17 protein-coding genes are annotated in these 23,609 nt (G+C 71.9%); 5 read left to right on the top strand and 12 right to left on the bottom strand.

Going from position 1 to position 23,609, the window contains the following annotated elements; genetic code table 11:
- Positions 1-71 precede the first annotated feature (71 nt).
- On the top strand, positions 72-1,058 hold the full coding sequence (locus tag ACYVLJ_RS43395; RefSeq protein ID WP_460443070.1) for a helix-turn-helix domain-containing protein: 987 nt from the start codon (positions 72-74) through the stop codon (positions 1,056-1,058).
- Here the strand turns inward: ACYVLJ_RS43395 and ACYVLJ_RS43390 are convergent.
- The 5 genes from ACYVLJ_RS43390 to ACYVLJ_RS43370 all read right to left on the bottom strand — a co-directional run bounded on the left by ACYVLJ_RS43390 (position 1,048) and on the right by ACYVLJ_RS43370 (position 7,825).
- Positions 1,048-4,959, bottom strand: a complete 3,912-nt coding sequence (locus tag ACYVLJ_RS43390; RefSeq protein WP_460443069.1) for a S8 family peptidase — start codon at positions 4,957-4,959, stop codon at positions 1,048-1,050. The two genes, ACYVLJ_RS43395 and ACYVLJ_RS43390, sit on opposite strands and share 11 nt — an antisense overlap.
- 473 nt (positions 4,960-5,432) lie before the next feature.
- On the bottom strand, positions 5,433-6,050 hold the full coding sequence (locus tag ACYVLJ_RS43385; RefSeq protein WP_451972279.1) for a lamin tail domain-containing protein: 618 nt from the start codon (positions 6,048-6,050) through the stop codon (positions 5,433-5,435).
- 115 nt (positions 6,051-6,165) lie between these two features.
- On the bottom strand, positions 6,166-6,420 hold the full coding sequence (locus ACYVLJ_RS43380) for a helix-turn-helix transcriptional regulator (protein WP_451972277.1): 255 nt from the start codon (positions 6,418-6,420) through the stop codon (positions 6,166-6,168).
- 80 nt (positions 6,421-6,500) lie between these two features.
- Complete coding sequence (locus ACYVLJ_RS43375; protein WP_460443068.1) at positions 6,501-7,055, bottom strand: lamin tail domain-containing protein; 555 nt, start codon at positions 7,053-7,055, stop codon at positions 6,501-6,503.
- A gap of 101 nt (positions 7,056-7,156) precedes the next feature.
- Positions 7,157-7,825: a response regulator transcription factor gene (locus ACYVLJ_RS43370; RefSeq protein WP_460443067.1), complete on the bottom strand. Its 669-nt coding sequence runs from the start codon at positions 7,823-7,825 to the stop codon at positions 7,157-7,159.
- A 283-nt stretch (positions 7,826-8,108) separates the two neighbouring features.
- Here ACYVLJ_RS43370 and ACYVLJ_RS43365 point away from each other — a divergent pair, with 283 nt between their 5' ends.
- Both ACYVLJ_RS43365 and ACYVLJ_RS43360 read left to right on the top strand, forming a co-directional pair.
- Positions 8,109-8,528, top strand: a complete 420-nt coding sequence (locus tag ACYVLJ_RS43365) for a nuclear transport factor 2 family protein (protein WP_460443066.1) — start codon at positions 8,109-8,111, stop codon at positions 8,526-8,528.
- Entirely contained in the window at positions 8,525-9,154 is a 630-nt protein-coding gene (locus tag ACYVLJ_RS43360; protein WP_460443065.1) for a ScbR family autoregulator-binding transcription factor, read from the top strand. The genes ACYVLJ_RS43365 and ACYVLJ_RS43360 overlap by 4 nt, the downstream gene beginning before the upstream one ends.
- Positions 9,155-9,337: 183 nt before the next feature.
- Here the strand turns inward: ACYVLJ_RS43360 and ACYVLJ_RS43355 are convergent, their stop codons facing one another.
- On the bottom strand, positions 9,338-9,979 hold the full coding sequence (locus ACYVLJ_RS43355) for a response regulator transcription factor (protein WP_460443064.1): 642 nt from the start codon (positions 9,977-9,979) through the stop codon (positions 9,338-9,340).
- Between the two features lie 283 nt (positions 9,980-10,262).
- On the opposite strand from ACYVLJ_RS43355, the gene ACYVLJ_RS43350 reads away from it, so the two are divergent.
- Complete coding sequence (locus ACYVLJ_RS43350; RefSeq protein WP_451972265.1) at positions 10,263-11,066, top strand: SAM-dependent methyltransferase; 804 nt, start codon at positions 10,263-10,265, stop codon at positions 11,064-11,066.
- Positions 11,067-11,104: 38 nt separating this feature from the next.
- Here ACYVLJ_RS43350 and ACYVLJ_RS43345 read toward each other — a convergent pair whose 3' ends face one another.
- From ACYVLJ_RS43345 to ACYVLJ_RS43320, 6 genes are all read right to left on the bottom strand, one after another.
- A complete protein-coding gene (locus tag ACYVLJ_RS43345; protein WP_460443063.1) occupies positions 11,105-11,494 on the bottom strand; it encodes a hypothetical protein in 390 nt (129 codons plus the stop codon).
- A gap of 53 nt (positions 11,495-11,547) precedes the next feature.
- The gene (locus tag ACYVLJ_RS43340; protein ID WP_460443062.1) at positions 11,548-12,798 is read right to left on the bottom strand and encodes an SGNH/GDSL hydrolase family protein; all 1,251 of its coding nucleotides are present in this window, start codon (positions 12,796-12,798) and stop codon (positions 11,548-11,550) included.
- A gap of 151 nt (positions 12,799-12,949) precedes the next feature.
- Positions 12,950-13,783 carry a lysozyme gene (locus ACYVLJ_RS43335; protein WP_460443061.1) on the bottom strand — a complete coding sequence of 278 codons (834 nt, stop codon included), beginning with the start codon at positions 13,781-13,783 and terminating at the stop codon, positions 12,950-12,952.
- A gap of 90 nt (positions 13,784-13,873) precedes the next feature.
- The gene (locus tag ACYVLJ_RS43330) at positions 13,874-15,322 is read right to left on the bottom strand and encodes a radical SAM protein (RefSeq protein WP_460443060.1); all 1,449 of its coding nucleotides are present in this window, start codon (positions 15,320-15,322) and stop codon (positions 13,874-13,876) included.
- Positions 15,322-17,886 carry a glycosyltransferase gene (locus ACYVLJ_RS43325; protein ID WP_460443059.1) on the bottom strand — a complete coding sequence of 855 codons (2,565 nt, stop codon included), beginning with the start codon at positions 17,884-17,886 and terminating at the stop codon, positions 15,322-15,324. Before ACYVLJ_RS43325 ends, ACYVLJ_RS43330 begins: the two co-directional genes overlap by 1 nt.
- Positions 17,887-18,104: 218 nt before the next feature.
- Positions 18,105-19,661, bottom strand: coding sequence for an alpha-L-arabinofuranosidase B (locus ACYVLJ_RS43320; protein WP_460443058.1), 1,557 nt, complete (start codon positions 19,659-19,661; stop codon positions 18,105-18,107).
- Between the two features lie 261 nt (positions 19,662-19,922).
- Between ACYVLJ_RS43320 and ACYVLJ_RS43315 the strand changes: the two genes are divergently transcribed.
- Positions 19,923-23,570 (top strand): family 78 glycoside hydrolase catalytic domain, encoded by a 3,648-nt coding sequence (locus tag ACYVLJ_RS43315; RefSeq protein WP_460443057.1) that lies wholly within the window; start codon positions 19,923-19,925, stop codon positions 23,568-23,570.
- The last annotated feature ends 39 nt before the right edge of the window (positions 23,571-23,609 follow it).

The following is a 23,609-nucleotide window of genomic DNA, read 5'->3' as shown; positions in this document are numbered from 1 at the left end:
GGAAGTACCTTCCGTACCCTCTCCCGCGCCGCCCCGGCGTTAACGTGCAGCAAAGCCCCGCGGGGAGGGTCATGCTGGACATCATCGGTCTCCGGGAAGCCGACCTCGACGTCTACCAGGCCTTTGCCGGCTCCGGGTCGATGACCCACGCCGAACTCCGGGAGGCCACCGGGCTCTCCGATGAGCAGCTCAGGCCCATCGTGCGCGTCCTCACCAGGAAAGGGCTGCTCGCGCGGCTTCCCGGCACTCCCAAGGCCTACGCGCCCGTACGGCCGGAGATTGCGCTCGGGGCCATGCTCGGGCGCAAGCAGCAGGAGCTGGCCGCCGCGCGGTTGGTCTGTGAACGGCTTGAACAGCGGTTTCGGGACGCTCCCGCGCAGCATTCCGTCGACCTCGTCGAGGTCGTGCACGGCCACGAGCGCATTGCCGAACGCGCCGACCAGCTTCTGCGGCGGGCCAAGCAGGAAGTCACCTTCGTGGACAAGCCGCCCTATGCGCAGCCGCCCACGGTTCTGCATCCCGCCGAACGGGAGCTGCTCGGACGCGGGGTTCGGTTTCGGGGGGTTTACGACCGGAGTGCGCTCGAAGTGCACGATCTTCCCACCGATCTCGAGGCCGGGCTCGTGCTCGGCGAGGAAGCCCGCGTCGTGCCGGAGGCGCCCGTCAAGATGATTCTCGTCGACCGGGACTTCGGGCTGGTTCCGCTGCGGTCCGATCTTCCCGAAATCCGGTCCGCGCTCGTCATCCGGCGGTGTGCTCTCCTCGACGCGCTCGGTGCGCTCTTCGCGCTTCTGTGGCGCGAAGGGCTGCCACTGCGGTTCCCCGGCACCGAGCAGCCGGGCGTCCTCTCCTTCGATGACGCCCGGCTGCTGGCCCTGCTCACCACCGGCCTGCCCGACCGCAGCATCGCCAAGCAGCTCGGCATGAGCTACCGGACCTTCCAGCGCCGGCTGCAGAACCTGATGAACCAGCTCGGCGCCGGCACCCGGTTCCAAGCCGGGCTGCAAGCCGCCGCGCGCGGGTGGGTCGCGCTCCCCCGGCCCGACGTCAGGGAGTGAGCGCGTACGCCCGCTGAACCGTCTGCGTGACCGTGTCGCCCGACGCGTCCCGGGCGTCCGTGCGCAGCCAGACGAAGCCGCCCGACGGCTGGTTCACCGTCACCGTCCACACCGCGTCGCCGTGCGGTTTGGCCACCGCGGCCGTCCAGGTGCGGCCTTCGTCCACTGAGGACGACACCTTCAGCTGCGTCACCGGGCCGCCGCGGGCACCGGAATGGGACGCCGCCGCGATGTCGAACGTGAACGCCGGACTCGCCGGGGCCCGGTTCGCCGGGTCCAGCGGGATCCGGTAGTCCAGCTGGATGAGCGGCTGGAACGAGCACGCGGTCCCGGCCGGGTAGCAGGTGTACCCAGCGGGTGGCGCCGTCGCGGAGCGCGCCGAGGTGAACGTCCACGACGTGTCGGTGCGGGGCGCGCGCTGGAACAGGACGGTGCTGGGGGTGCCCACCCAGGCCTGGGCCGGCATCACGTCGGTGACGTCCAGGCGGTAGGTCGCCTGCTCCGGCGCGAGCCGGAACACCGGGAACAGCGCCAGCGGATCGTCCGCATTGGACCGTGGGACTTCGGCGCCGTCGCGGAACAGGCGCGCTGTCGTCCCGGTGAAGTAGCGGGCGTTTTCGTAGGGGCTCGTGTAGTTCGCGCCGTCCGTCCACTGCAGAGCCGGGACGAACAGGTCCGGGTCGGTCCCGCCGCGGCACAGCGAGCACAGCACCGTCCAGCCGTTCGCCGTCGCCGGGTAGCGGGCCGGGTGGTCGAGCGGCAGCTCCACCGCCGTGCTGTGCAGCGGCGCGCGGAACCAGTGCTCGTCCGGCCGCGTTCGTTCGCCCGGGCGGTAGGTGCCCTGGCGGTTCATCGCGAGTGACGCCCGTCTGCCCGTCGCGTCGGTGCCCGACAACGTCACCACGCGCTTCCAGACGAGCCGGTCGTCGCCCGGCCCGGTGTACTCCGTCCACGTGCCCGGCACCGGGATCTTCTCGCCCTGCACCAGCTGCGTCTTCCACGAGCCGGTCGGGAACGCGTACCAGGTCTTCTGCCCGCTCAGGTCCGGGCGGTCGGCGTGGTAGGTCGTCTTCGTCGCGACCAGCGACGCCCGGTCGACCCGGCGGGTGAGGTCTTTCGGCACGCCGTTGCGGTCGAAGTAGCTGAGGTTGTACATCGCGTCGGGTGCCGCGCGCACCACGAGGTGCACCGACGTCGCCGCGCGCAGCGCCTCACCTTGTTCGGAGTCCAGGGAAAGCGTCGGGACCACCGTGCTCGTCAGCCCCGGGATCGGCGCCGCACCGGCGTACGGCAGCAACACTGTCCCGCCCGCCGCGGCCACCTGGCGGGCCGCGGCCGACGCGCTCGCGGCGACCTCCTCGGGGGTGCCCGCCGGGAGCCGCACCAGGACGGCCTTCCCGCGGACGTCGGCCGCCGCCAGGTTCGCCGCCTCGGCGAACACGAGCGGCAGGGTCCGCTCGCCGGGCAGCTTCGCGGTCAGCGACGGGACGTCGTACGCCGGGTTGAGCACGGCTGTTCCCGCGTTGAGGGAAACGGCTGCCGACGACAGGACCGCGCTGTCCTGCACCGAGATCGTGCCCGTCGTGGTGGCCGGCGCCGGCGCGACCCGCACGTCCCACGCGGCGCTGCCGGTCGACAGCCCGGCTTCGCCGATGTAGCCGCTCGTGCCCGCCGACGCCGGGATCACCCGCCGCAGCATGACGGTCCGGTCCCGCAGATCGGCGGGCTCGGGCATGACGAACGTGGCCGGGACGGCGGTCGCCGCGTCCAGGGTGATCTCCGCCGGTCCGGTGACCGCGACCCCGGCGGCGCTGACGGCCGACCAGCGGCGCGCCGCGGCGCCGTTTTCGACGATCCAGCCCAGCGCCGAGTACCGGCCGGCGGGCACGCCGACGCGGCCGACGCCGTCCACCAGGTCGACCTGCTGGCTGACCTGGTCGAGGAAGGGGTCGTTGCGGTTGGCGGTGCCGGCGCTGTCGTCGATCAGCTGCACCGAGGCCAGCGATGCGGGCGCCCCCGTCGAGTCCAGTACCCGCACGGTGACGGGCGCGAGCGCCGCCGCGTTGTACGCGCTCACCGCGGTGCGCACGGCGTCGGACCCGTCCGCGGTCGTGGCCAGCACCGAGCCGCCGTAGACGCCGGCGGTGCCTTGGTTCGGATCTTCGCTCAGCTCCACGGACTTCGTGGAGTTCGGTGGCACGGACAGGGTCGTCCCGGACAGCTGCATCCCCGGGAGGGGCGCGGCCTGGTCGTCCCACGGGTGCACCTGGAGCTTGAGCGTGAGGTCGAGCGGCTTGTCACCGGTGTTGGCGTAGGTCAGCGTCCGGGTGATCCGCGCCGCCGTGGTGCGTTCGGTGCGGCCGAAGCTGGCCACGGCCGTCCCGCTCGATTCCTGGGTGACGGCGCGGGCGATGTCGAGCAGCCCGGAACCCTGCTCGTACCACTGCAGGCCGACGTCCTTCGCCGTGCTGACCAGCTCGTTCTTCAGCGCTTCCCCGGACAGCCCGGGGTGCTGCTGGAGCAGGATCGCCGCCGCGCCCGCGACGTGCGGCGTGGCCATCGACGTGCCCGACAGCCGGGTGTAGAAGTCGTCGACCGGGTCGCCCAGCGCCGTGCCGGCCGCGCGGGCCGCCGCGATGCCGACACCCGGCGCGGCGATCTCCGGCTTCACCGCCGCGTCGCGCAGGCGCGGGCCGCGGCTGCTGAACCACGCCAAGGAGTTGTCGCGGTCGAGGGCGCCGACGGTGAGGGCCGACGCCGCCGCGCCCGGGGTCGTCACGGTCCGGTCGCCGGGGCCCGCGTTGCCCGCGGCGACCACGAACAACGTGCCCTTCTCCGCCGAAAGCGTGTCCAGCTGCTGGCTCAGCGGGTCGTAGCCGTCGCTCACCCCGGCGCCCAGGCTGAGGTTGACGATCTTCGCGCCCTGCGCGACGGCCCAGTCGACGCCGGCCATCACCTGCGCGGTGTCGCCCTCGCCCGAGGCGTCGAAGACCTTGGCCACCATCAGTTTCGCGTCCGGCGCGACACCCTTGTAGCGCCCGCCGGAAGCAGCGCCGGTGCCCGCGACGATCGACGCGACGTGCGTGCCGTGGCCGTTGCGGTCGACGACGTCGCCTTCCCCGCTGAAGTCCGCGGCGGCGACCGTCTTGCCGGCCAGGTCCGGGTGGCCGGCGTCGATGCCGGTGTCGACGACGGCGACCGTTGTCCCGGCCCCGGTCAGGCCGCGCTGCCACGCGGTCGGCGCGCCCACCTGGATCGTGCTCCGGTCCAGCGCCACCCGGACCTTGCGGTCGAGCTGGACCGCCGAAACCCCGTTGGCCAGCGCGGGTTTGCCCGTCGCGTCCCGGGTCACCAGGGCGTGCCAGAAGTCGGCCGCGCCGGCCTTCTCGACCCGGAGGCCGACGCCGTTGGCGGTGGTCAGCGGAATCCGGCGGTCGGTGCGCGGGAGGGCTTTCGCCTTCGCGTCCAGGGCCGTGGCGGAGAGGGCGGTGCGGCCGCCGTAGCGGGCGATGACGGGGATCGTCGCGGTGGCCGCGTCGTCCCGGCCGTCACCGACCAGCTCGGTGAGGTTGAACAGGTCGCGGTTCAGCACGCCGGTGCTGACCAGCGGGAGGGCGTCCGAGGGGTAGACGAGCAGGCCTTCGGCCGTGGTCGTGATGGTGAAGGCGGGCTGCGGCCGGTCCGGCCTCGACGCCGGTTCGACCTGGGCGGTGCGGTGCCCCGCGCTGTCCTGTTCGTAGGTCACGACGTCGCCGGTGAGCAGCGTGACGCGGTGGACGGCAGGCGGCGGCGCCGCTGCTGTCGCCGCGGCAGCTTCCGGCGCGGGCAGCGGGGACAGGACGATCGCGGCGACGACGACCAGGTGACGGCGCTTCGGCCGGTGAGGGGGGCGCGGGGACATCGGGACCTCACTCTCCTCGGATGCCAGGCGGCGGCCGTGGAGCACGGCCGCCGCGAGGGTTTTTCCGAGGATGAGCGAGGTTTTGCCAGAAAGACACGGGTTCGGCTGGCGGGGTGTCGCCATCGGCGACATCCCGCCAAGGGAAGGCCCGGGCCGAGTGACGGCCCGGGCCTTCCGGGGTGCGACCCGGCCGGAGCGTCTCCCCGCTCTGACGGCCCGGTCGCGGCGGGCGCTCCGCCGCGCCTGGCGGATGCCGCACGCGAGGGTCGTGGGCGCCCGCGAGGCAGGGGCGGCCGCCGGATGCAGGGCGGCCACCGGAAGCAGGGCGCCGCCGGGTGGAGTGCGGCCGGGGCGTGAGGGTCACCTGCCCGTCACGGCCCGGCCGCGGCAGGGGTTCCGCCGCCGGGTCGGGGTTCTTCCGGGGCGGTGGCCGGCACCCGATCGGAGTCACCGGCGATGCCGCTGGGCGAAGGTCAGTTCTCCATGCCCGGCGTGCGCTGGTGCAGGGAGAAGTCCAGGCGGTTGTTGTCGGTGTCCGTGCTCAGGATGTCGCGGGCGCTCGCACCGGCCAGCTGCTCGGTCGCCGCGGTCTCCGGGACCGCTGCCTGGCCTTCGCGCGGGGTGAACGCCGACGTGCTGAACGCGACGCCGTCGACCTTCGCGCCCGTCTGGCTGAAGACCGCCACGCCGCCGCTCGTCGGGATGCCTTCCACCGTCGAGAGGAAGAACGGCACCACGTTGGTCTGGTCGGCGATCGTGCCGGAGAAGTTCTGGCCGGTCAGAACCACGAACTGGCCGGGGTTGCCCTTCGGCTGCAGCACCGTGCCGGCCGGCAGCGCGATCGTGTCCAGCACCGCGTTGCCCGGGCCGTAGACGCGGATCGTGTAACCGGTCAGGTCCTGCGCGCGGTTGGACACGTTGCGGATCTCGATGAACTCGTCGGTCGGGCCGTTCGGGCCGCGGGTCGAGACCTCGTTGATCACCACCGACGACGAAACGGCCGGCTGCTCTTCGGTCGCGGCGGCCACACCACCGGCCGCGAGGCCCGCTACCGAGGCCAGGATCGCCGAGCAAGCCAGAAGACGACGCATGATCGAATCCTTTCGGGGAGGAATTGAGAATACCGCTGTCCACCATTCGGGAACTGTTTTCCGTCGGTGGCCGGACCAGTATCCAAGGAAGATCGACGCGATCGGAAGGGGCCAGTTATCCGGTACTTTCAGCCAGCCGGCGCTGCCGCCGGGTCACGGCGGCGGCCAGCTCCAGCTCCGTGCACGGGGTTTCCAGCACCCGGCTGAGCCAGCTGCGCCAGTACGGTCCGGGGATACGTTTTCCCCGCTCCCACCGGGAAATCTCTTCCCGGGTGACGCTGTCGTTGCCGGACATCGCGTGCAGCCTCGCCGCCAGGTCGTCCTGGGACCAGCCCAGCGCCGTCCGCCGTTCGGCCAGCAGTTCGCACATCGAATCGAACGACGTTCTTTCCCCGCGCCTGCTTTTTGCGGGCACCACGAACACCCCTTTCTCCGGATTTCGACGGAAATTCAGTTCCGCGCTCGCACGCAGCTGAAGTCGACGAGGTTGTCGTCGGTGTCGCGGCTCGCGGCGTCGCGCGATTCCGCGAGCCCGGGGCACGGCGCCGCGGCCTGCCGCTCCCGGCACGGCGACGACGCCGTCCAGCCGACGGCGTCGGCCCGCACCCGGCGCTGGTCCAGCAGCATTTCGCCGTCGCCGGGCACCTCCGGCACGACGAGCTGCGCCGCTTCCGTGCCGCCGAAGCCCGCGGAGGCGATCAGGAAGTGCCCGCCGGCCGGCAGCACCCCGGCCGCCGCCAGCGACGCCAGCTCGACCGGCGCCGGGCTGCTGCCCGTGCACGAGCGCACGGACCAGCCGCCGAGGTCCACGTCCGCGGCGCCGACGTTGTGCAGGACCAGGTACCCGGCCGGGCCGGCCAGCACCTCGTGGATCTTGACCACCGAGGCCGCGGCGACCGGTACCGGGACCCCGCCGAGCGCGAGCGACACGGCCAGCGCGCCTCGCGCGATCACGGAACCGGCCTCCCGGGGGAACGGCTGCCTCGCCGACGCCGAAGTGCTCACTCCGGCCACACTAGGAAAAAGATCTCCGGGTCACAGGGACCGGCCGGTACCGAACCTGGCCCGCGAGCAGTACTCCCGGTACCGCCGGTACCGCGCCCGGGTCAACCGCCGGCACCCGGCGGGCGCAACGGCGTCGCGCAGGGCACCGGGGCGACGCCGGACGCGAGCGCGTGCACCAGCTCCCGCCGGCTCGAGAACCCGAGCTTCTGCAGGATCCGGCTGGCGTAGTTCTTCACCGTCTGCCGGGCCAGGTGCAGCTCGCCGGCGATCTCGTCGTTCGACCACCGGCAGAGCATCAGGGCGAGGACGTCCTCCTCCCGCTTGGTCATCGCGCCGGTGTAGGGCAGGGACCCGGCGAGCAGCGGCGCCGTCTCCCCCGCCGGCACCCAGACCCGGCTGCCCGCGAGCGTGGCCCGCACCGCGGCCATCAGCCGCGCGCCGCTGGCCGACTTGTGCACGAAGCTGTCGGCGCCGGCGTTCAGCGCCATCGCGACGGCCGCGGGCGAGGCATCGCCGGCGAACACCAGCACGGCCGCGCGGTCGAGACGTTCCTTGGCGAACTGGCAGATGCCCGCTCCCGCCGGCTCCCCGGCCAGCGACAGCTCGGTGATGACCAGGCCGGGCCGGGAGGTTTCGCACTGCCGCAGGGCTTCCCGTTCGGAGCCGGCTTCGGTGACCGCGCGCACCCCGGCGTAGTCCCGCAGCAGCTGCCGGATCGCGTACCGCAGCACGGGCTGGTCGTCCACCACGAGCGTCGTGACGCAGTGCATGGTTCCCCTTCGGTGTCTCGTCCGGCTCCGGCCGGATGCGATCCTGCCGCTTTCTTCGCCACGCGCAGACCGTCATCCGGGTGATACGTGGCGTTCACACGACGAAACCGTCCTCGATTGCCCGGCGAAACAATCCGCTGCGGCAACTCTCGCAAACGGCGGAGAGATCACCGGCGAATGCCGTCGTTCCTAATGATGAATCACGGACGTCACGCGGTGACACGCGCGATTTCCGGTATCGTCGCCCCGCCGGCCACCGACCGTGAATCCCCCAGGAGAACGCGTGAACCCTGCTGCCCAGGCCCGCTGCCACCGCCCGGACCCGGCCGCCATCGTCCTCGCGCAACAGGTGCTCCTGCGGTTCGGCACGGGCGACTTCGCCGGCGTCGCGCAATTGCTCGCGCCGCGCGTCGAATGGCACGGTCCTACCCCGGAAAACCCGGGCGGAGCCTGCGAAATCCGCACCCGGCGGCAGGTCGAGTCATTCCTTTCCGCGTTCGACTCCGCGATGACCGTCGCCGGGCTCACCGTGGGCCGCTGGGTGTGTGAGGAGGACACCGTCGTGGTGCTGGGCCGGATCCGTTGCCAGGCCAGGGCGAGCGGCGCCGAGACGGCCTACGAGTTCGCCGTGTCCTTGACGGCCGGGGCGGACCTCGTCGACTCGTGCTGGCTCCTCGCGCACCCGGTGGGCTCCGCGGCGTGACCGGCACCGCCCGGGGCCGCCGGACGCGCGAGGAGCTCGTCGACGCCGCCGCCGCGATCTTCGACCGGGTCGGCTTCGCCGGGAGCGCGCTCGAGCTGGTCTGCGCGGAGGCCGAGGTGACCAAAGGGGCGCTGTACTGCCACTTCCCGTCCAAGGCGGCGCTGGCCGCCGCGGTCGTGGAGCGGTACTGCCCGGTGTGGTGGGACCTGGCGGCACGGCTCTCCACCCGGCAGTCCAGCCCCGTGCAGGTGCTCGTCGGCCTGACGTTCGAGGTCGCCCGGCGGCTGCAGGACGATCCGGGGTACCGGGCGAGCGTCCGGCTGCCGCTGCACGCCGAGCTCGCGGACGTGCTGGCACCCGCGCACTTCCTGGGCTGGCTGGCCGTGGTGCGCGAACTGCTGCGCGGTGCCCGGCACGCGGGCGAACTGCGCGGCGACGTGGACGTCCCGGCGGCCGCCGAAAGCACCGTCGCGGAGTTCGCCGGCACCCACCTCCTCGTCCGGGCGACGGCCGGCGAGCAGGACCTCGCCGGCCGCGTCCGCGCGATGTGGCGGCAGCGCCTGCCCGGGCTCGTCGAACCCGGCACCTCGGCGCGGGTGCGCCTGGAGGCCCCGGAGCCGGGGTGACCGCCGAGGGGCGCCGGTCACCCCGGTCCGTTCAGGAGCCGACCCCGCGCACGCTCCTGCGCCGCGGCCCTCCTCGCCCCTGGCGGCGGAATCCTCCGCCGCCGGCGGAAAAGTACGGCCGCGGCGGGCACGTGGCCCACCCCCGGCCGGGTGATACCCGGGGTATCACCCGGCCGGGAGGTATCACACGATGCCGAGGTCGCGGGCGAACGCGGCCAGCTGGGTGCGGCTGCGCAGGTCGAGCCGGGCCAGCATGCGGGAGACGTGGGTCTTGATCGTCGACTGGCTCAGCCCCAGCTCGGCCGCCACCTCCAGGTTGGAGCAGCCCCGCGCGACGAGCCTGAGCACGCTCAGTTCCCGTTCCGTCAACGGAACCCGCGGCTGCGCCGGCCGCAGCGGGGCACGGGCACGGAGCTCGTCGAGCAGGTCGCCGGCCGCGGGCGGGGCCAGCCAGGCCCCGCCCGCCGCGACCGCGCTGACCACGGCCGCCCACGGGCCGGTGCCGGCCCCGTCGACGACGTAGCCGCGCACGCCCGCCTGCGCGGCGGGCACCGTGTCCGCCGGGTGGTACGCGTCGGCCACGAGCACGACGGCCGGCGGGCGGCCGGTGCGCGCGAGGTTTCCGACGGCCGTGACGCCCTCCTCGCCGAGCGCGGCCCGGTCGAGCACCACCACCGACGGCGCGAAGTCCGCGAGCTCGGTGACGACGTCGCTCCAGGGCCCGGCGGCCCGGTGCCGCACCTCGATGTCCGCCTCGCCGGCGAGCAGCCGCCCGATCCGCCGGGACCGGCGCGCGCAGGACAGGATCAGCAGAACGCGGATCACGGCCTGGGTGCCCCGCTTTCCCCGGCTCCGCCGGGAGAACACGTTGGGGGGCAATGGTTCGGACCTGTGGTCCCGATCAAGCCGCGTCACCTCCGGAGCCGTTCGCCGTCGCCGGCGGAAAGTAGCGCAGCCGCCCGTGGATCTTCGCTCCCGGTGCCGGAGATCACCGGTTCGCCGGACCACGGATCCGCCGTCCGGTCGCCCGGACCCCGGCAGAAGGACGCACCGCCCGCTCCCGCCCCGCCTTCGCTAGGGTGGGCCGAGCCGATTCGAGGGGGCAGCGATGACCGATCAGGAAGGCGCCGACTGGATTCCGCCCGGGGCCGATCTTTCCCGGCCCAGCGCCGCGCGGATCTACGACTACCTGCTCGGCGGGGCGCACAACCTCGCCGCCGATCGGGCGGTCGCCCAGCAGCTCGAGGCCATCCAGCCGCAGGTCGCGTCCGTGGCGAGGCGGAACCGGGCCTTCCTGCGACGGGTCGTGCGGTTCATGCTCGACCAGGGCGTCCGGCAGTTCCTCGACCTCGGCTCCGGGATCCCGACCGTCGGCAACGTGCACGAAGTCGCCCAGGACGTCGACGAGAACGCCAAAGTCGTCTACGTCGACTACGAACCCGTCGCCGTCGCGCACAGCCGGATGTTGCTCAAGGGGAATCCGAACGCCGAGGCGCTCGAGGCCGACGCCACCGACACCAAGGCCGTGCTCGCCTCCGAGGCCGTGACGAGGCTGATCGACCTCGACCGGCCCGTCGGGCTGCTCGCCATCACGCTCGGGCACTACCTGCCGGAGGTGCGGGGTGTCTTCGGGGCTTACCGGGACGCGCTCGCGCCCGGCAGCCACCTCGCGCTCACCCACCTCACCAACGACTTCGCCGTCCTCAGCGACCCGAAGATCGCCGAGACCATGCGGTCGACGCAGGACAACATCTACCCGCGCTCGCGCGACGAGGTGCTCGCGCTCTTCGACGGCTTCGAGCTCGTCGAGCCCGGGCTGACCACCTCCGCGAACTGGCGGCCGGACCGGCTCGCCGCCGTCGTGGATCCCGAGGAGGACGGGCTTTACGCCGGCGTCGGCGTCAAGCGGTAGCCGACGGACTCGCCGATTTGCAGGTGTCAGGGCGGGCCTTACAAGCGCACGGCCGAGCCTGACAAGAGGAAGGCCGATGTCCACTCGTCGAGCTCCGTCAGCCGCGCAGTCAGCTCTTCGATTTCGGCCCAGCGGCGGTGCTCGCGTTCCAGGTCCGGGACCAGGAAGTCCTCCACCAGCAACAACAGCGTGGCGATCTCGTACGCGACGTCGGCGAGGCGCAGGAACGGCCGGTACTCCGCTTCGGTGCCCGGCCCGTGGGCCACGGCCCAGGCGCGGGCGCCGTGGCCGGCGGTGCGGCACACCGAGACGACCGCCCGCCGGATCCGTTCGCGCCGCGAATCCGGGCGCCCTTCGGTCAGCGGGGCCACGTTCCACGCCACCGACAGCAGGCAGCACCCGGCGTCGTCCATTGAGTTGTGCTTCACGGGACGTACTCTGCGGACCTCCGGGCACAGTCCCGGTGGTGCGACGCGCCGGGTCACCCCATCGTGTGGCGAACCGGCCCGGATCGGGCGAGCATCGGCAGTGAGACGAAGTCCGCCAAGGCCTGCTGGCCGGCCGCGTTCGCGTGGATGCCGTCGCCGTTGTCGTACGCCGGGAGGATGCTGTTCGGCTTCAAGGGATCCTTGAGCACCTGGTCGAAGTCGACGACGCCGGAACACGCGCCACCGCAGCTGTTCCACTTCGAGACGAACAACCCGATGTCGTGCCGCGCCAGGTTGGCCCGGTCGTCGTAGCCGGGCCGGGGCGTGCTCGGCGTGACGTAGACGGCGATCCCGGCGTCCCGCAGCCGCTGGAAGACTTCGCGGTAGCTCGCCAGGATCGTCGGCGCGTCACAACCGTAGGCCAGGTCGTTGGTGCCGTAGTAGTAGATGACCGCCGTGACTCCGTGCAGTGCCAGGACGTCCCGGTCCAGACGGCTCGCCGCGTCCAGGCCGGCGACCGACGGCGGCATCCCCGGGCAGGTCCGCGCGCTCGTCGTGCCCGAGACGCCCGCGTTGGCGACGGCCAGCGGTGCCGAGGCGGCGACGAGCCGCCGCGCGAGGTCGTCGGTCCACCGGCGGTCCGCGCCGAGCTGCGTGCAGCCGGGACCGCAGTTGGTGCTGCCGATGCCGTCGACGACCGAGCTGCCGAACGGGACGACCGTGCCCTTCAACGCCGGGTTGTGGACGTCGACGGCGCTCACGACGTACGTCGCGCCGACGGTGGAGGTGAACGCCCCGGCCGAGACGTCGGCGGTGTGGTCGCCGGAACCGGGTGCGGTGAGGTAGTTGTCGCGCAACGCCGCGCCGTGGCGGCCGGGGACGGCGGTGCCCTCGACCGCCATGCTCACGGCCAGGTTCGTGTCCGGCCGCGTGACCAGCTTCGCCTCGTCGCTCCAGACCTCGCCGCCCGCGGGGATCGTCACCGCGCGCCGGCCGGCGAACGTCAGGTCGCGCACTCCCGACACGGACGCGCCGGTCCCGCTCAGGCCGGCGGTGGCGTGCCCGATCGTCAGCGGGCCCGTGCCGAGGGTGTTCTGCAGCCGCACGCGCACCGCGTCGCCGCCCTGGCTCAGGTGGGTGATCATGCGCAGCGTCTGCCCGGACACGGGCGCGTCGGCGTGCCCGTCCTGCGACTGCGCCCACGACGTGAACCAGGCCGGCCCGGCGCCGTCGGCACCGGGCGCCGAAGCGACGACGAATGCGGAAACCGCGGCCAGGACAGCGATCCGATGAGCTGCTCGCACGGTTCTCGATCGTAGGGAGCGGGTCACGAGACCGGCAAGCAGCTTGTCCGTTCTTGTCAGGGCCCCGGATTCCGGCGACGCTCGGCACCCTCGCCGTCCTGCACCGGCCGCTGTGGCCGGACCTGTCGGACCTGTCGGGCCGCCGGCAGCGTCAAGCCGCGCCGCCGGCCAGGGCGACGACCCGGCCGAACGGGCCGTTGTAGTAGTTCTGATCGCCCGGCAGGCCGCCGCTGCGCGCGAACTGCCAGATGCTCTGCTTGTCCCAGCCCGCCGGGAGCTCCCCGATCTCCGGCGCGTACCGGGCGAGCCACAGCGGGTTCGTGTCACCGAACCCGTTCGCGTTGCCGGTGCACTGCTTCCACCACGCGGTGCTCGTGTAGATCAGCGCGCTGCGCTTGACCTTCGCCAGGTACGTGCGGGTGAAGTCCTTGATCCACGCCGTCATGTCGGCCGGGTTCTTGCCGTAGCAGACGTCGCCGTACGGGTTGTACTCGATGTCCAGCGCACCGGGGAGCGTCTTGCCGTCGGAGCGCCAGCCCCCGCCGTGGGCGATGAAGTACTCGGCCTGTTCGGCGCCACCCGAGACGTCCGGGCGGGCGAAGTGGTAGGCGCCGCGGATCAGGCCCGCCGCGTGCGCGCCGTCGTACTGCTGGGCGTACTGCGGGTTGACGAACCCGGTGCCTTCGGTGGCCTTGACGTAGGTGAACCTCGCGCCGCCCCCGGCCGCCGCGGCCCAGTCGACGGCGCCCTGGTGCCCGCTGACGTCGTGGCCGAGCGTCTGCCCGGCCGGCTCGGCGCGCGCGGTCCCGTGCACACCTTCGTGCAGCGCGATCTGCGTGCCCGCGAAGTTCGTGTTCGCGCGCGAGTAGTCCGCGGCTTCCGCGGGCACGGCGACGACCACCGAAGCGAAGGCGGCCAAGGCGCCCGCTGCGGCGAGACGCCGTCGCCACCGCTGTTCGTCGTGTCCGGCAACGGTTCGGCTCATCGGGGCTCCGATCTCGGTACGGGCACGTCCAAGATCATGGTGCCTGCCCGTGTCGCTCCCCGCGAGCGCTGCGTCACTCGATGTGGTGATCTATAGCTCTGTGGTGATGATCGCTTCGACCAGTACTTCCCCCGCACGGGTGAGTTCGACGACGCCGTCGTGCGGTCGCAGCTCGACGAGCCCCCGTGCTTCCAATGCGCGGAACCTGCCCAGCCACGGCTCGGCGAACAACGACCGGCCCGGGAACCGCGAGCCGTGCAGGGAGTCCCGCAGCGGCTGCAACGTCGTCAGCGCCATCTTGACGGCCCGCGCCTCCTGCGCTTCGGGGGTGAACCGCGTCGCCGAGCCCAGCGGGATGCGGCCGCCCGAGACGGTTTCGCTGTACCGCTTCGAGTTGACGTCGGTGATCGCCTCCGACGCGCGGCAGCTCGACGAGCCGCCCAGGCCGATCGCGACCTCGGCCTCCTGCTTGTCCTGGTCGACCATGATGGCCTTCCACTTCTCGGGGCCGAGGCCGTCCCGCGCGAAGTACATCGTCGGGTGCTCGGTGTACCCCGCCGCGCGCAGGCCTTCGGTGAGCAGTTCCCGCATCTGGTACTGCTCGCCGAGCGTCGGCCAGCAGTGGCCGTCGCGGACCAGCTTGTCCCGGTAGGACGGCAGCTGCCACGCGGCCGGCTTCTCGCCGGTGACGCCGGTGCGGGTGTCGCTGTAGGACGCGAGGTGCAGCTTGGTGCACACCACGGCCGTGACCTCGTTCTCCAGCACGACGTCGAGGTCGCGGCGGACGCTGTCGAGGGTCTGGTCGAGCAGGCCGTACATCAGGTCGATGCTGACCCACTCGAAGCCCGCGGCCGTCGCGTTGCGGACGAAGTCGACGCACATCCGCGCGGTGTGCTCACGGCCGCACAGCTCCAGGACGTGGTCGTCGAAGGACTGGACGCCGCTGGACAGCTTGGTGCAGCCCAGTTCCCGCAGCAGCGCCAGCTTGGCCGGGGTGAACGTGCTCGGGTCGCCCTCGAACCGGATCGTGGTGCCGGCGGTGAACCCGAACTCCGAGCGGTAGAACTCCAGGAGGCGGCGGATCTCCGGTTCCGGCAGCAGCGACGGCGTCCCGCCGAAGACGTTGAACTCCCCCACCTCGGCGCCGGCCAGGTGCGGCACGGCGTCGAGCCACAGGCGGGCTTCGGCGATGTTCAGGTCGACCCAGTGCTTCGCCTTTTCGTACGCCACTTCGGGGTTGCCCTTGACCAGCACCACCGGGTACTGGCAGAACCGGCAGCGGTACGCGCACGTCGGGATGTAGGACCAGAGGTGGATCGGGCCCGATGACGCCAGCTGCGCGTCCAGGTCGCGCAGGAAGTCGTCCGGCGAACCGGGGACGTTGCCCGGGAAGACGTGCGCCCCGAACGGGTCCTCCTGCACGAAGTCGAGCAGGTGCCGGTTCTCCGGTGCCGCCAGGACGTCGAGCACGGCGGGCCGCGGCCACGCCGGGTCGAGCGCGTGCAGCGAGCCGATCGCCTCTTCGTAGGCGAGGGTCATCAGAACACCCCTCCGTTGCCGAAGTAGTTGTGGGCCTCTCCCGATTCGCGGTCTTCGCAGTAGTAGTGCACGAACTCCGCGAAGCGCTCCTCCGGCACGTCCGCCAGGCACGGCGGCAGCGGCGGCGGGACGCCGATGTCTTCGCCGACGTGCCTGCGCAGGCAGGCGAACAGGTCGTCGGCGAACTCGAAGTACAGCCGGTAGGACGGCGTCTTGTACGCGTGGATCGGCGTGAAGTCGACGACGCGCATCTCGTGCCGGATCTCCTCGATCCGCCGGGCCAGCCGCGCCGCCAGGTCGGCGCCGAAGAACGCGATGACGGCGTCGTCCTCCAGCAGCGCGGGCGTGAGGAGGACGGGCAGGATGGTGTTCTTCGGCGTGAAGTCCTTGATCGAGAACTCCCACGCCTGACGCGCTTCCGCCTCGGTGAGGTCAACGGGCACAGCGGGCGCTGAAGGCCGGATGTCGCGCATGACGATGATGCCGTCCGAGCCGTAGGCCCGGCCCGCGATCACCTCGTCGATGGCGTGGTCGACGCGCCGGGGGTTGATCTCGACCCGCGAGCGCGGCGCGTACGTGATCGCGTCTCCCCCGCTGGCGACCTTGATGCCGAAGTCCCAGTCGTCGGAGAGGTGGTTGACGAACTTGCCGTCCTGCAGCTGGTAGAAGATCTCGATGCCGCCCGCGCGCTCGTAGGCGTCCCGTTCGACCGCGAAGCCCTTGCCGTCGGGGAAGCCGCCGAACAGCGAGAAGGTGACGGCGCGGCACCGCAGCGTCCGCTGGATCGCGTCCCACAGCCGCGGCCGTCCGGTGAAGTGCCCGGGGTTGTAGTAGTAGTCGCAGACGCCGATGGCGGCCTTGCTCTCCTCCATCGCGGTGAACAGTTCGCTCAGCCAGTGCGCGTCGACCCGGCAGTCCGCGTCGGCCGAAACGAGGTAGAACCGCTGCGCCGGGTCGCTGTCGGGCCGGTTGCGGCTGCGCGCCGCGGCGAAGTCCATGCCCGCCCGCCGCGCGCACGAAACGCCCTGCTCGGGCTCGTGGATCACGTGCAGCGCCAGGTCCGGGTGCGCCGCCGCGAAAGCACGGGCGATGGCCACGGTGTCGTCGGTCGAGTTGTTGTCGACGAGCACGACCTCGTACCGGCTCTTGCCGAGCGGGCCGCGCTGGTCGTGCAGCGTCCGCAGCACCTCCGGCAGGTTCGCGGCCTCGTTGTAGACCGGCAGCACGACCGAAACCCGCGTGCCCGCGCCCATCGGCGGCGGGTACAGCCGGCCGACCAGTTCGTCCGCGACGCGCGTGCCGAACCGCGCCTGCCCGAGTTCGGAGTTCGCCCGCACCACTTCGGCCCGTTTCCCTTCGTCGGTGATCAGTTCGGCCACTTCGCGGGCGAACGCCGCGTCCGGCAGGTCGCGGGCCCGGATGTCCAGCACCGGCGCCCGGAAGCCGCCGTAAACGGCGTTATACAGCTCGTACCCGCTCGTGATGTACGGCGTCCCGGAGGCGATGGCTTCGCTGACCGGGTTGCCGTAGCTCTCGTAGTCGTAGGAGGTCAGGAAGGACACGACGGTCGCGTGCGCGAGGAGGTCGCGCACCGAGTAGCGGCCGGGCACGGTCGTGTCGTACGGCGTCAGCCAGCCCCCGAAGACGACGCGGTCGCCGACGCCGAGCCGGGTCGCGAGTTCGGCGAGCCGGGCGTGCTCGGCCGGGGCCTCGGCGACGTCGCCGGCCACGAACAGCCACGCGTCCGGGAGCAGCGTCAGCAGGTGGAGGTCCCGGTCGACGCGCTTCTGCGGGATGATCCGCGTGATCCGCGCCAGCAGCGGGACGTCGGCGGGGATCCCGTGGTCGCGCCGGAAACCCGCGTTGCGCTCGTCGATCCGCGCGGGCGCGATGGTGAACGCGTTGGGCAGGACGTCGATGTTCCGCAGACCGGGAACCCACTCCAGGGTCTTCGCCTTCGCCTGCTCGTGCAGGGCGAAGTAGTGGATGTGCGGCGAGTTCCGCGGCGCGGGCACGCCCGGGTACGGGAACCGCCCGTACTTGGCGATGCCCGGCTCGCTCTGCCACATCAGGTCGTGGTCGCGCCAGAACACGAACCGGCCCAGGCGGTGCCGGGCGCCGTAGCGGTCGATCGCGCGGTACAGCGCTTCGGTGTAGGTGATGTTCTCGGGCAGGGTGCCGTTCTCGACCACCACCATCGTCACGCCGAGGCGTTCCCAGGTCGCCACGACCCGGTCGGCCAGCTCACCCGCGATGCGGTCGATTTCCGGGCGCAGGGCGGCAATCCCGTTCTGGACGACCTCGGTCAGCGTCCGCTCGACGAACGCGCGGTCGTAGCCGCGGATCTCCTCGACGCCCTCGACGCGGTCGAGCGTCACCCACTCCGGCAGCAGCCCGGCTTCCTCGCGGTACGGCCGGAAGAACGCGCCCTTGTCCGCCTTGATGTCGTAGCCCAGGTCCAGGTGGACCCGGCGCCCGCGAAGGCGGCCCGCCGTCTTGAGGAACTCGACCACGACCCCGGACAGCGGAGTTGCGTCGAAGGACACGCCCCAGAGCACTGACATCGATGTCGGACTCCCCGTCTCGGCTTCGCCGTCTTTTCCAGACTAAGCGGCGAAGCGCCGGACGGCCGCGTGAGCGAAATGGTTGACCACGGGCGGGCCCGGCTTCGCCTGCGACACCGCGGTGAGCGCGCTCTCGACCGCGAAGGTCCTCGAGCTGCCCGCCGACGGGGTCGGCTTCGAAAGCCGGGCCGGGCCGTGGCTGTCCGTCGTGCGCCGGGTCAGGGCGCCCAAGGCTGGGCGACGACCCAGCTGACGTCGTCGTTGTACGAGCCGGCGGCGTCCCAGGCGTGGGCGCCGCTGGTGTCGGCGATGTACACGGTGTCGTTGTAGTGCCGCAGGTACTTGCCGGAGTAGTTGTAGCTGCGGAACGACGAGCCCTGGCCGTTCTTCCCGGCGACCGGGCAGAACGTCGCGTCGGCGCGGAAGACGTCGCTGCCGTCCATCGGCCGGCGCAGCACCTGGAAGTCGAAGTGGCGCAGGAAGTCGCCCGGGTAGTTCCGGGATTCGAACGACACGCAGGACGCGTCGGCGAGTCCCTTCCGGACGACCCAGGTGGCGTCGTTCTTGTCCAAAGTGGAGCTGACGGGCGAGATCACCGCGGTGTCGTTCCGGTGGCGCAGGTAGTCGTTCGTGCAGCACGCGGTGGTCGCGCGCAGGGAGATCTCCGAACCGGGGCTGAGTGTGCCGGTGCTGCCGGTCGGGCCGCCGTAGCCGACCGAGACGACGTTGGCCTGCACCGCGTTGTCGGCCGCGTCGGTCGGCAGTCCGGCGGTCATCACGCCCTCGAAGAACGACCCGATCGAGCCGTTGCTGTTGTCGCCGCCGGTGCCGAGGACGATCGCGCCCTCCTGGTGCATCGGCGAGTAGCCCGCCCGCGTGGGCTCCGGGCCGGAGTAGGTCGTCCGCAGCCCGCCGGACTGGGCATTGCCGTCCTTGAGCGCGAAGAAGTTCTGGCCGTTGTTCTTCAGCAGGGCGGTCACGAACGGTGCCGTGCTGCCCGTGTTGGCCGTGTTCTGGCTGCCGCCCGCGCTCGATTGGAAGAGCCCGTTCTCCAGGTCCGCCTGCACCCACGGGCCCGCGCCGTGACAGGGCTGGAACCAGCATTCGGTGCCGAAGTTGAGCGCGTCCATGTGGCCGTTGCCGGTGTCCTGGTTGTTCGTCTCGGCGTTGCCGTAGTCGAAGCAGCAGGCGCCGTTGACGTGCGTGCCCGAAGTGATCATGTACATGCCCTCGGCCTGGCCGTTCTTGGCGACGCCGGATGTCGAGTCGTCCCGGTAGCCCATCCGGCCGGAAAACGAGGCGCCGTAGACCTGGTGGCCGCCGGCCGTCACCGGGAGCGCGTCCGCCGGCACGCCGGTGTCCTGCCCGCCCGCTCCGCCGGGACCTTCGATCGTGAGGTCGTTGTGCCGGGACGTCTGGTCGTAGAGCTCGGTGATGAGGCAGGTCGTGCCCGTGCAGAAGGAGTCCTGGGCCGCCGCGTCGGCGTAGCCGCCGGCCGCGAGCAGGCCGATGTTCGTCTTCCCGCCGTCGGACGCCCGCTGGACCTGGTAGAGCGGCCCGTCGTAGGCGGCGAAGAGGGCGCGCGTGGTGCTGTGCGCGGCGACGCACGGCGTCCCCGCGGCGCCGTAGATGTCGCAGGGCAGCGACGTCGCGGCCGAGGCCGTCGACGCCGTCGTGAGAGTGGCCGAAACCAGGGCGGCGGCAGCGGCCAGAACCAGCCAGGTTCGCCGCCGTTTGTTAGCGCTAACATTTTTGATGTCTCGACGTTGAGACATAAAAGCCTCCAGAGCGGGACCGATGATGTGAGCGTTACCAGCAGGTCACTATGCAGTGCCGCCCGGGTTTCGTCAACGCTCCGAACTTCCGCGTGCGCTCCTAAAACGATTTACGAACGGCCGTCGTCGTCGAAGCGATTCACCAGCCTTACGTCCCGGTGGAGTATTGCCAACGTGTGAGTTCGTGATTACAGTCACGTATCACGCTGTATTGAAACGTTTAAATATTCGCCGCCCCATCCCCGCCGTAAGGGAGCCCGAATGCTGCCCTCGAAGCTCTGGCGCGCGACCACCACCACGCTCGCCGCGATCCTGGTCCTCTCCGCCGCCTCGGTGCCCCCGGCCGGTGCGGCGCCACCGGTCGAGCTGACCGGCGCGCACTGGATCTGGTACCCGGAAGGCACTCCCCAGACCACCGCGCCGGCCGCGACCCGGTACTTCCGCGCCACGTTCACCGTCCCCGCCGCCGCGGTCACCGACGCGCGGTTCGTCGTCACCGGCGACGACACCGCCGACGTCTGGCTCAACGGCAAGCCGCTCGCCTCCTCGGCCCGGACCCAAGACTCGTGGCGCTCGGCCCTGTCGGTCGACCTGCGGCCCGCGCTCACCCCGGGCGTCAACACCCTCGCCGTCGCCGTCCGCAACGCCGGCGGCGCGGCCGGGCTGCTCGGGCGGCTGCGCGTGACGACCGCGTCCGGCACCACGGACCTGACCACCGGCACCGGCTGGAAGAGCGCGACCACCGCACCGGACGGCTGGGAACAGCCCGGCTTCGCCGACGAGAGCTGGGCCGCGGCCCGCGACCTCGGGGCGTACGGCACCGGACCGTGGGGCTCCGGCGTCCGCACCCCGAGCGCCTCGGACTCGACGCCGCTTTCGATCGCGAGCGCGACGGTCGGGCAGCAGGTGAACCCGATCGGCGTCGACCAGCCCCGGTTCGGCTGGAAGCTCGCGTCGTCGGCTTCACAGCAACGGCAGTCGGCCTACGAAATCCAGGTGTCCACCGGCGACCGGCAGGTCTGGGACAGCGGGCGCGTCGCCTCCCCGCAGCAGGCGGACGTCGCCTACGGCGGCCCGGCGCTGACCTCGCTGACCGCCTACACCTGGAAGGTCCGCGTCTGGGACGGCCAGGGCCGGATGAGCGGCTGGAGCCCGGTGCAGCGCTTCGAAACGGCCCTGCGCGACCCCGCGTCCGAGTGGACCGGCGCGTTCCTCGGCCGGGCCACCGCGGGCCCGGACCTGGCCGGGGCCAGCTGGATCTGGTACCCGGAGGGTGATCCCGCCGGCGGCGTGCCGCCGGCGACCCGGTTCTTCCGCAAGACCCTGGACCTCACGGCGGCGCCGTCGAAGGCGACCTTGGTCGTCACCGGGGACGACACCGCCACCGTGTGGGTCAACGGCACGAAGGTGAGTGACTCGCCGCGGGTCACCGACTCCTGGAAGACGGCGGCCGTCGTCGAGATCGGCAGCCTGCTCAAGGCGGGAACCAACACCGTCGCCGTCAGCGCGGAGAACACCACCCAGAGCCCGGCCGGGATGATCGCGAAACTGACCGTCCCGGGTGGACCGGCCGTGGTGACCGACGGGTCGTGGAAGGCGAGCCAGACCGGCCCGGACGGCTGGCAGCAGAGCGGGTACGACGACAGCGCGTGGCCCGCGGCGAAGGCGGTGGCCGGCTACGGCACCGGGCCGTGGGGCGCGAACGTCGCCGTCAGCGCGCCTTCTCCCCTGCTGCGCAAGAGCTTCACGGTGTCGAAGCCGGTCGCGAGCGCGCGGCTGCTCAGCACCGCGCTCGGCCTGCAGGAGACCCACCTCAACGGCGCCAAGGTCGGCGGCGAGGTCCTCGAGCCCGGCTGGACCGACTACACGAAACGGCTGCAGTACCGCGTTTCCGACGTCACCAAGCAGATCCGGACCGGCGAGAACGTCCTCGGCGCGATGGTCGGCAACGGCTGGTACTCCGGGAGCATCGGCATCGCCGGGAGCCAGAAGTACGGCACCGAGCCGTGGTACTCGGCGCAGCTGCAGCTGACCTTCACCGACGGCACCGCCGCCACGGTCGCGACCGACGGCACCTGGAAGGCCGGCGACGGCCCGATCCGCGCCGACGACCTCTACCAGGGCGAGACCTACGACGCGCGGCTCGCGACCGGCTGGGACCGGCCCGGCTTCGACGATCGCACCTGGGCGGCACCCCGCGTGCGCACCGACGCGAAGCCGAACCTGGTGTCGCAAGTGGACAACGGCGTCACCGTGCAGCAGGAGTTCAAGCCCGTCTCGTGGACGCAGCCGAAGCCGGGCGTCTGGGTGGCCGACCTCGGCCAGAACTTCAGCGGCGTGAACCGGCTGTCCGTGAGCGGCCCGGCCGGCACCACGGTGACCATGCGGCACGCCGAGGTGCTCAACCCGGACGGGACGATCTACACGACGAACCTGCGCGCGGCCCAGGCGACCGACCGGTTCACCCTGGCCGGCACGGGCGGCGCGGAGACGTACGAGCCGCGGTTCACCGTGCACGGCTACCGGTACGTCGAGCTGACCGGCCTGCCGTCGGCGCCGGACGCGTCGACGCTGACCGGGCGGGCGATGTGGACCTCCGGCGCGCAGACCGGCACCTTCACGTCGTCGAACGCGCTGGTGAACCAGCTGCAGCACAACATCCTGTGGGGTGAGCGCTCGAACATGCTGTCCGTGCCGAGCGACTGCCCGCAGCGCGACGAACGCCTCGGCTGGACCGGCGACATCGGGATCTTCGCCGGCACGTCGACGTTCAACCTCGACGTGGCGAACTTCCTCGGCAAGTTCAGCGACGACCTGGTCGACGCGCAGCACGCCGACGGGTCGTTCACCGACGTCGCACCGGGCGTGCTGAGCGGTTCGGGCACGGCGGGCTGGGGTGACGCGGGCGTCATCGTGCCCTACACCCTCTGGCAGCGCTACGGCGACACCGGCGTGATCACCGAGCACTTCGACGCGATGGTCAAGTGGGTCGAGTACCTGCGCTCGACGTCCGGCGCGGACCTGATCCGCGACCACCAGACCTACGGGGACTGGCTCAACGTCAACGACAACACCGCGCAGGACCTGATCTCGACGGCGTTCTTCGCGTGGTCGTCACGGCTGGTGTCGCGGATGGCGGCGGCCACCGGTCACACCGCCGAGGCGACGAAGTACGGGACGCTCGCCGACCAGGTCGGGGCGGCGTTCACGGCCCGGTTCTCGCAGGCCGACGGCACGGTGGGGGCGGGTTCTCAGACGGGTTACGTCCTCGCCCTGGCGTTCGGGCTGCTGCCCGCTTCGCGGGTGCAGCCTGCGGCGGACAAACTGGCCGCCCGCGTGGCGGCGGCCGGCGGGCACCTGAGCGTCGGGTTCCTCGGCGTGGAGAACCTGCTGCCGGTGCTGGCCGCGCACGGCCACGCCGACACGGCGTACCAGGTGCTGCTGCAGCCGGACTTCCCCGGCTGGGGCTACATGATCGGCCACGGCGCGACGACGATCTGGGAGCGCTGGGACGGCATCAAGCCGGACGGCTCGTTCAACGACCCGGGCATGAACTCGTTCAACCACTACGGCCTCGGCTCGGTGGGCGACTTCCTGTACCGCTCCGTGGGCGGCCTCTCCCCGTCCTCGCCGGGCTACGCGTCGCTGCTGGTCGCCCCGCGGCCGGGCGGCGGGCTGACGTCGGCGAAGTCGTCGTACGAGACACCGTACGGCGGCGCGGTCAGCGACTGGTCGGTCTCGGGCGGGAAGCTGACGCTCCGGGTGACGGTGCCGCCGGGCTCGTCGGCGACGGTCCAGGTGCCGACGTCACAGCCGGGATCGGTGGTGGCACCGGCGGAGGCGGTTCCGTCGTCGAGCGGGTCGTACTTCGTGCCCGCGGGTTCGTACGTGTTCACGGCGCAGGCCTGACGAACTGACGGGGCCTTTCCTCGCACGCGCTGCGAGGAA

Source organism: Amycolatopsis stemonae (assembly GCF_054781455.1).
Note: the sequence above shows the minus strand (reverse complement) of the source record. Positions and strands in the feature narration are given on the sequence as shown.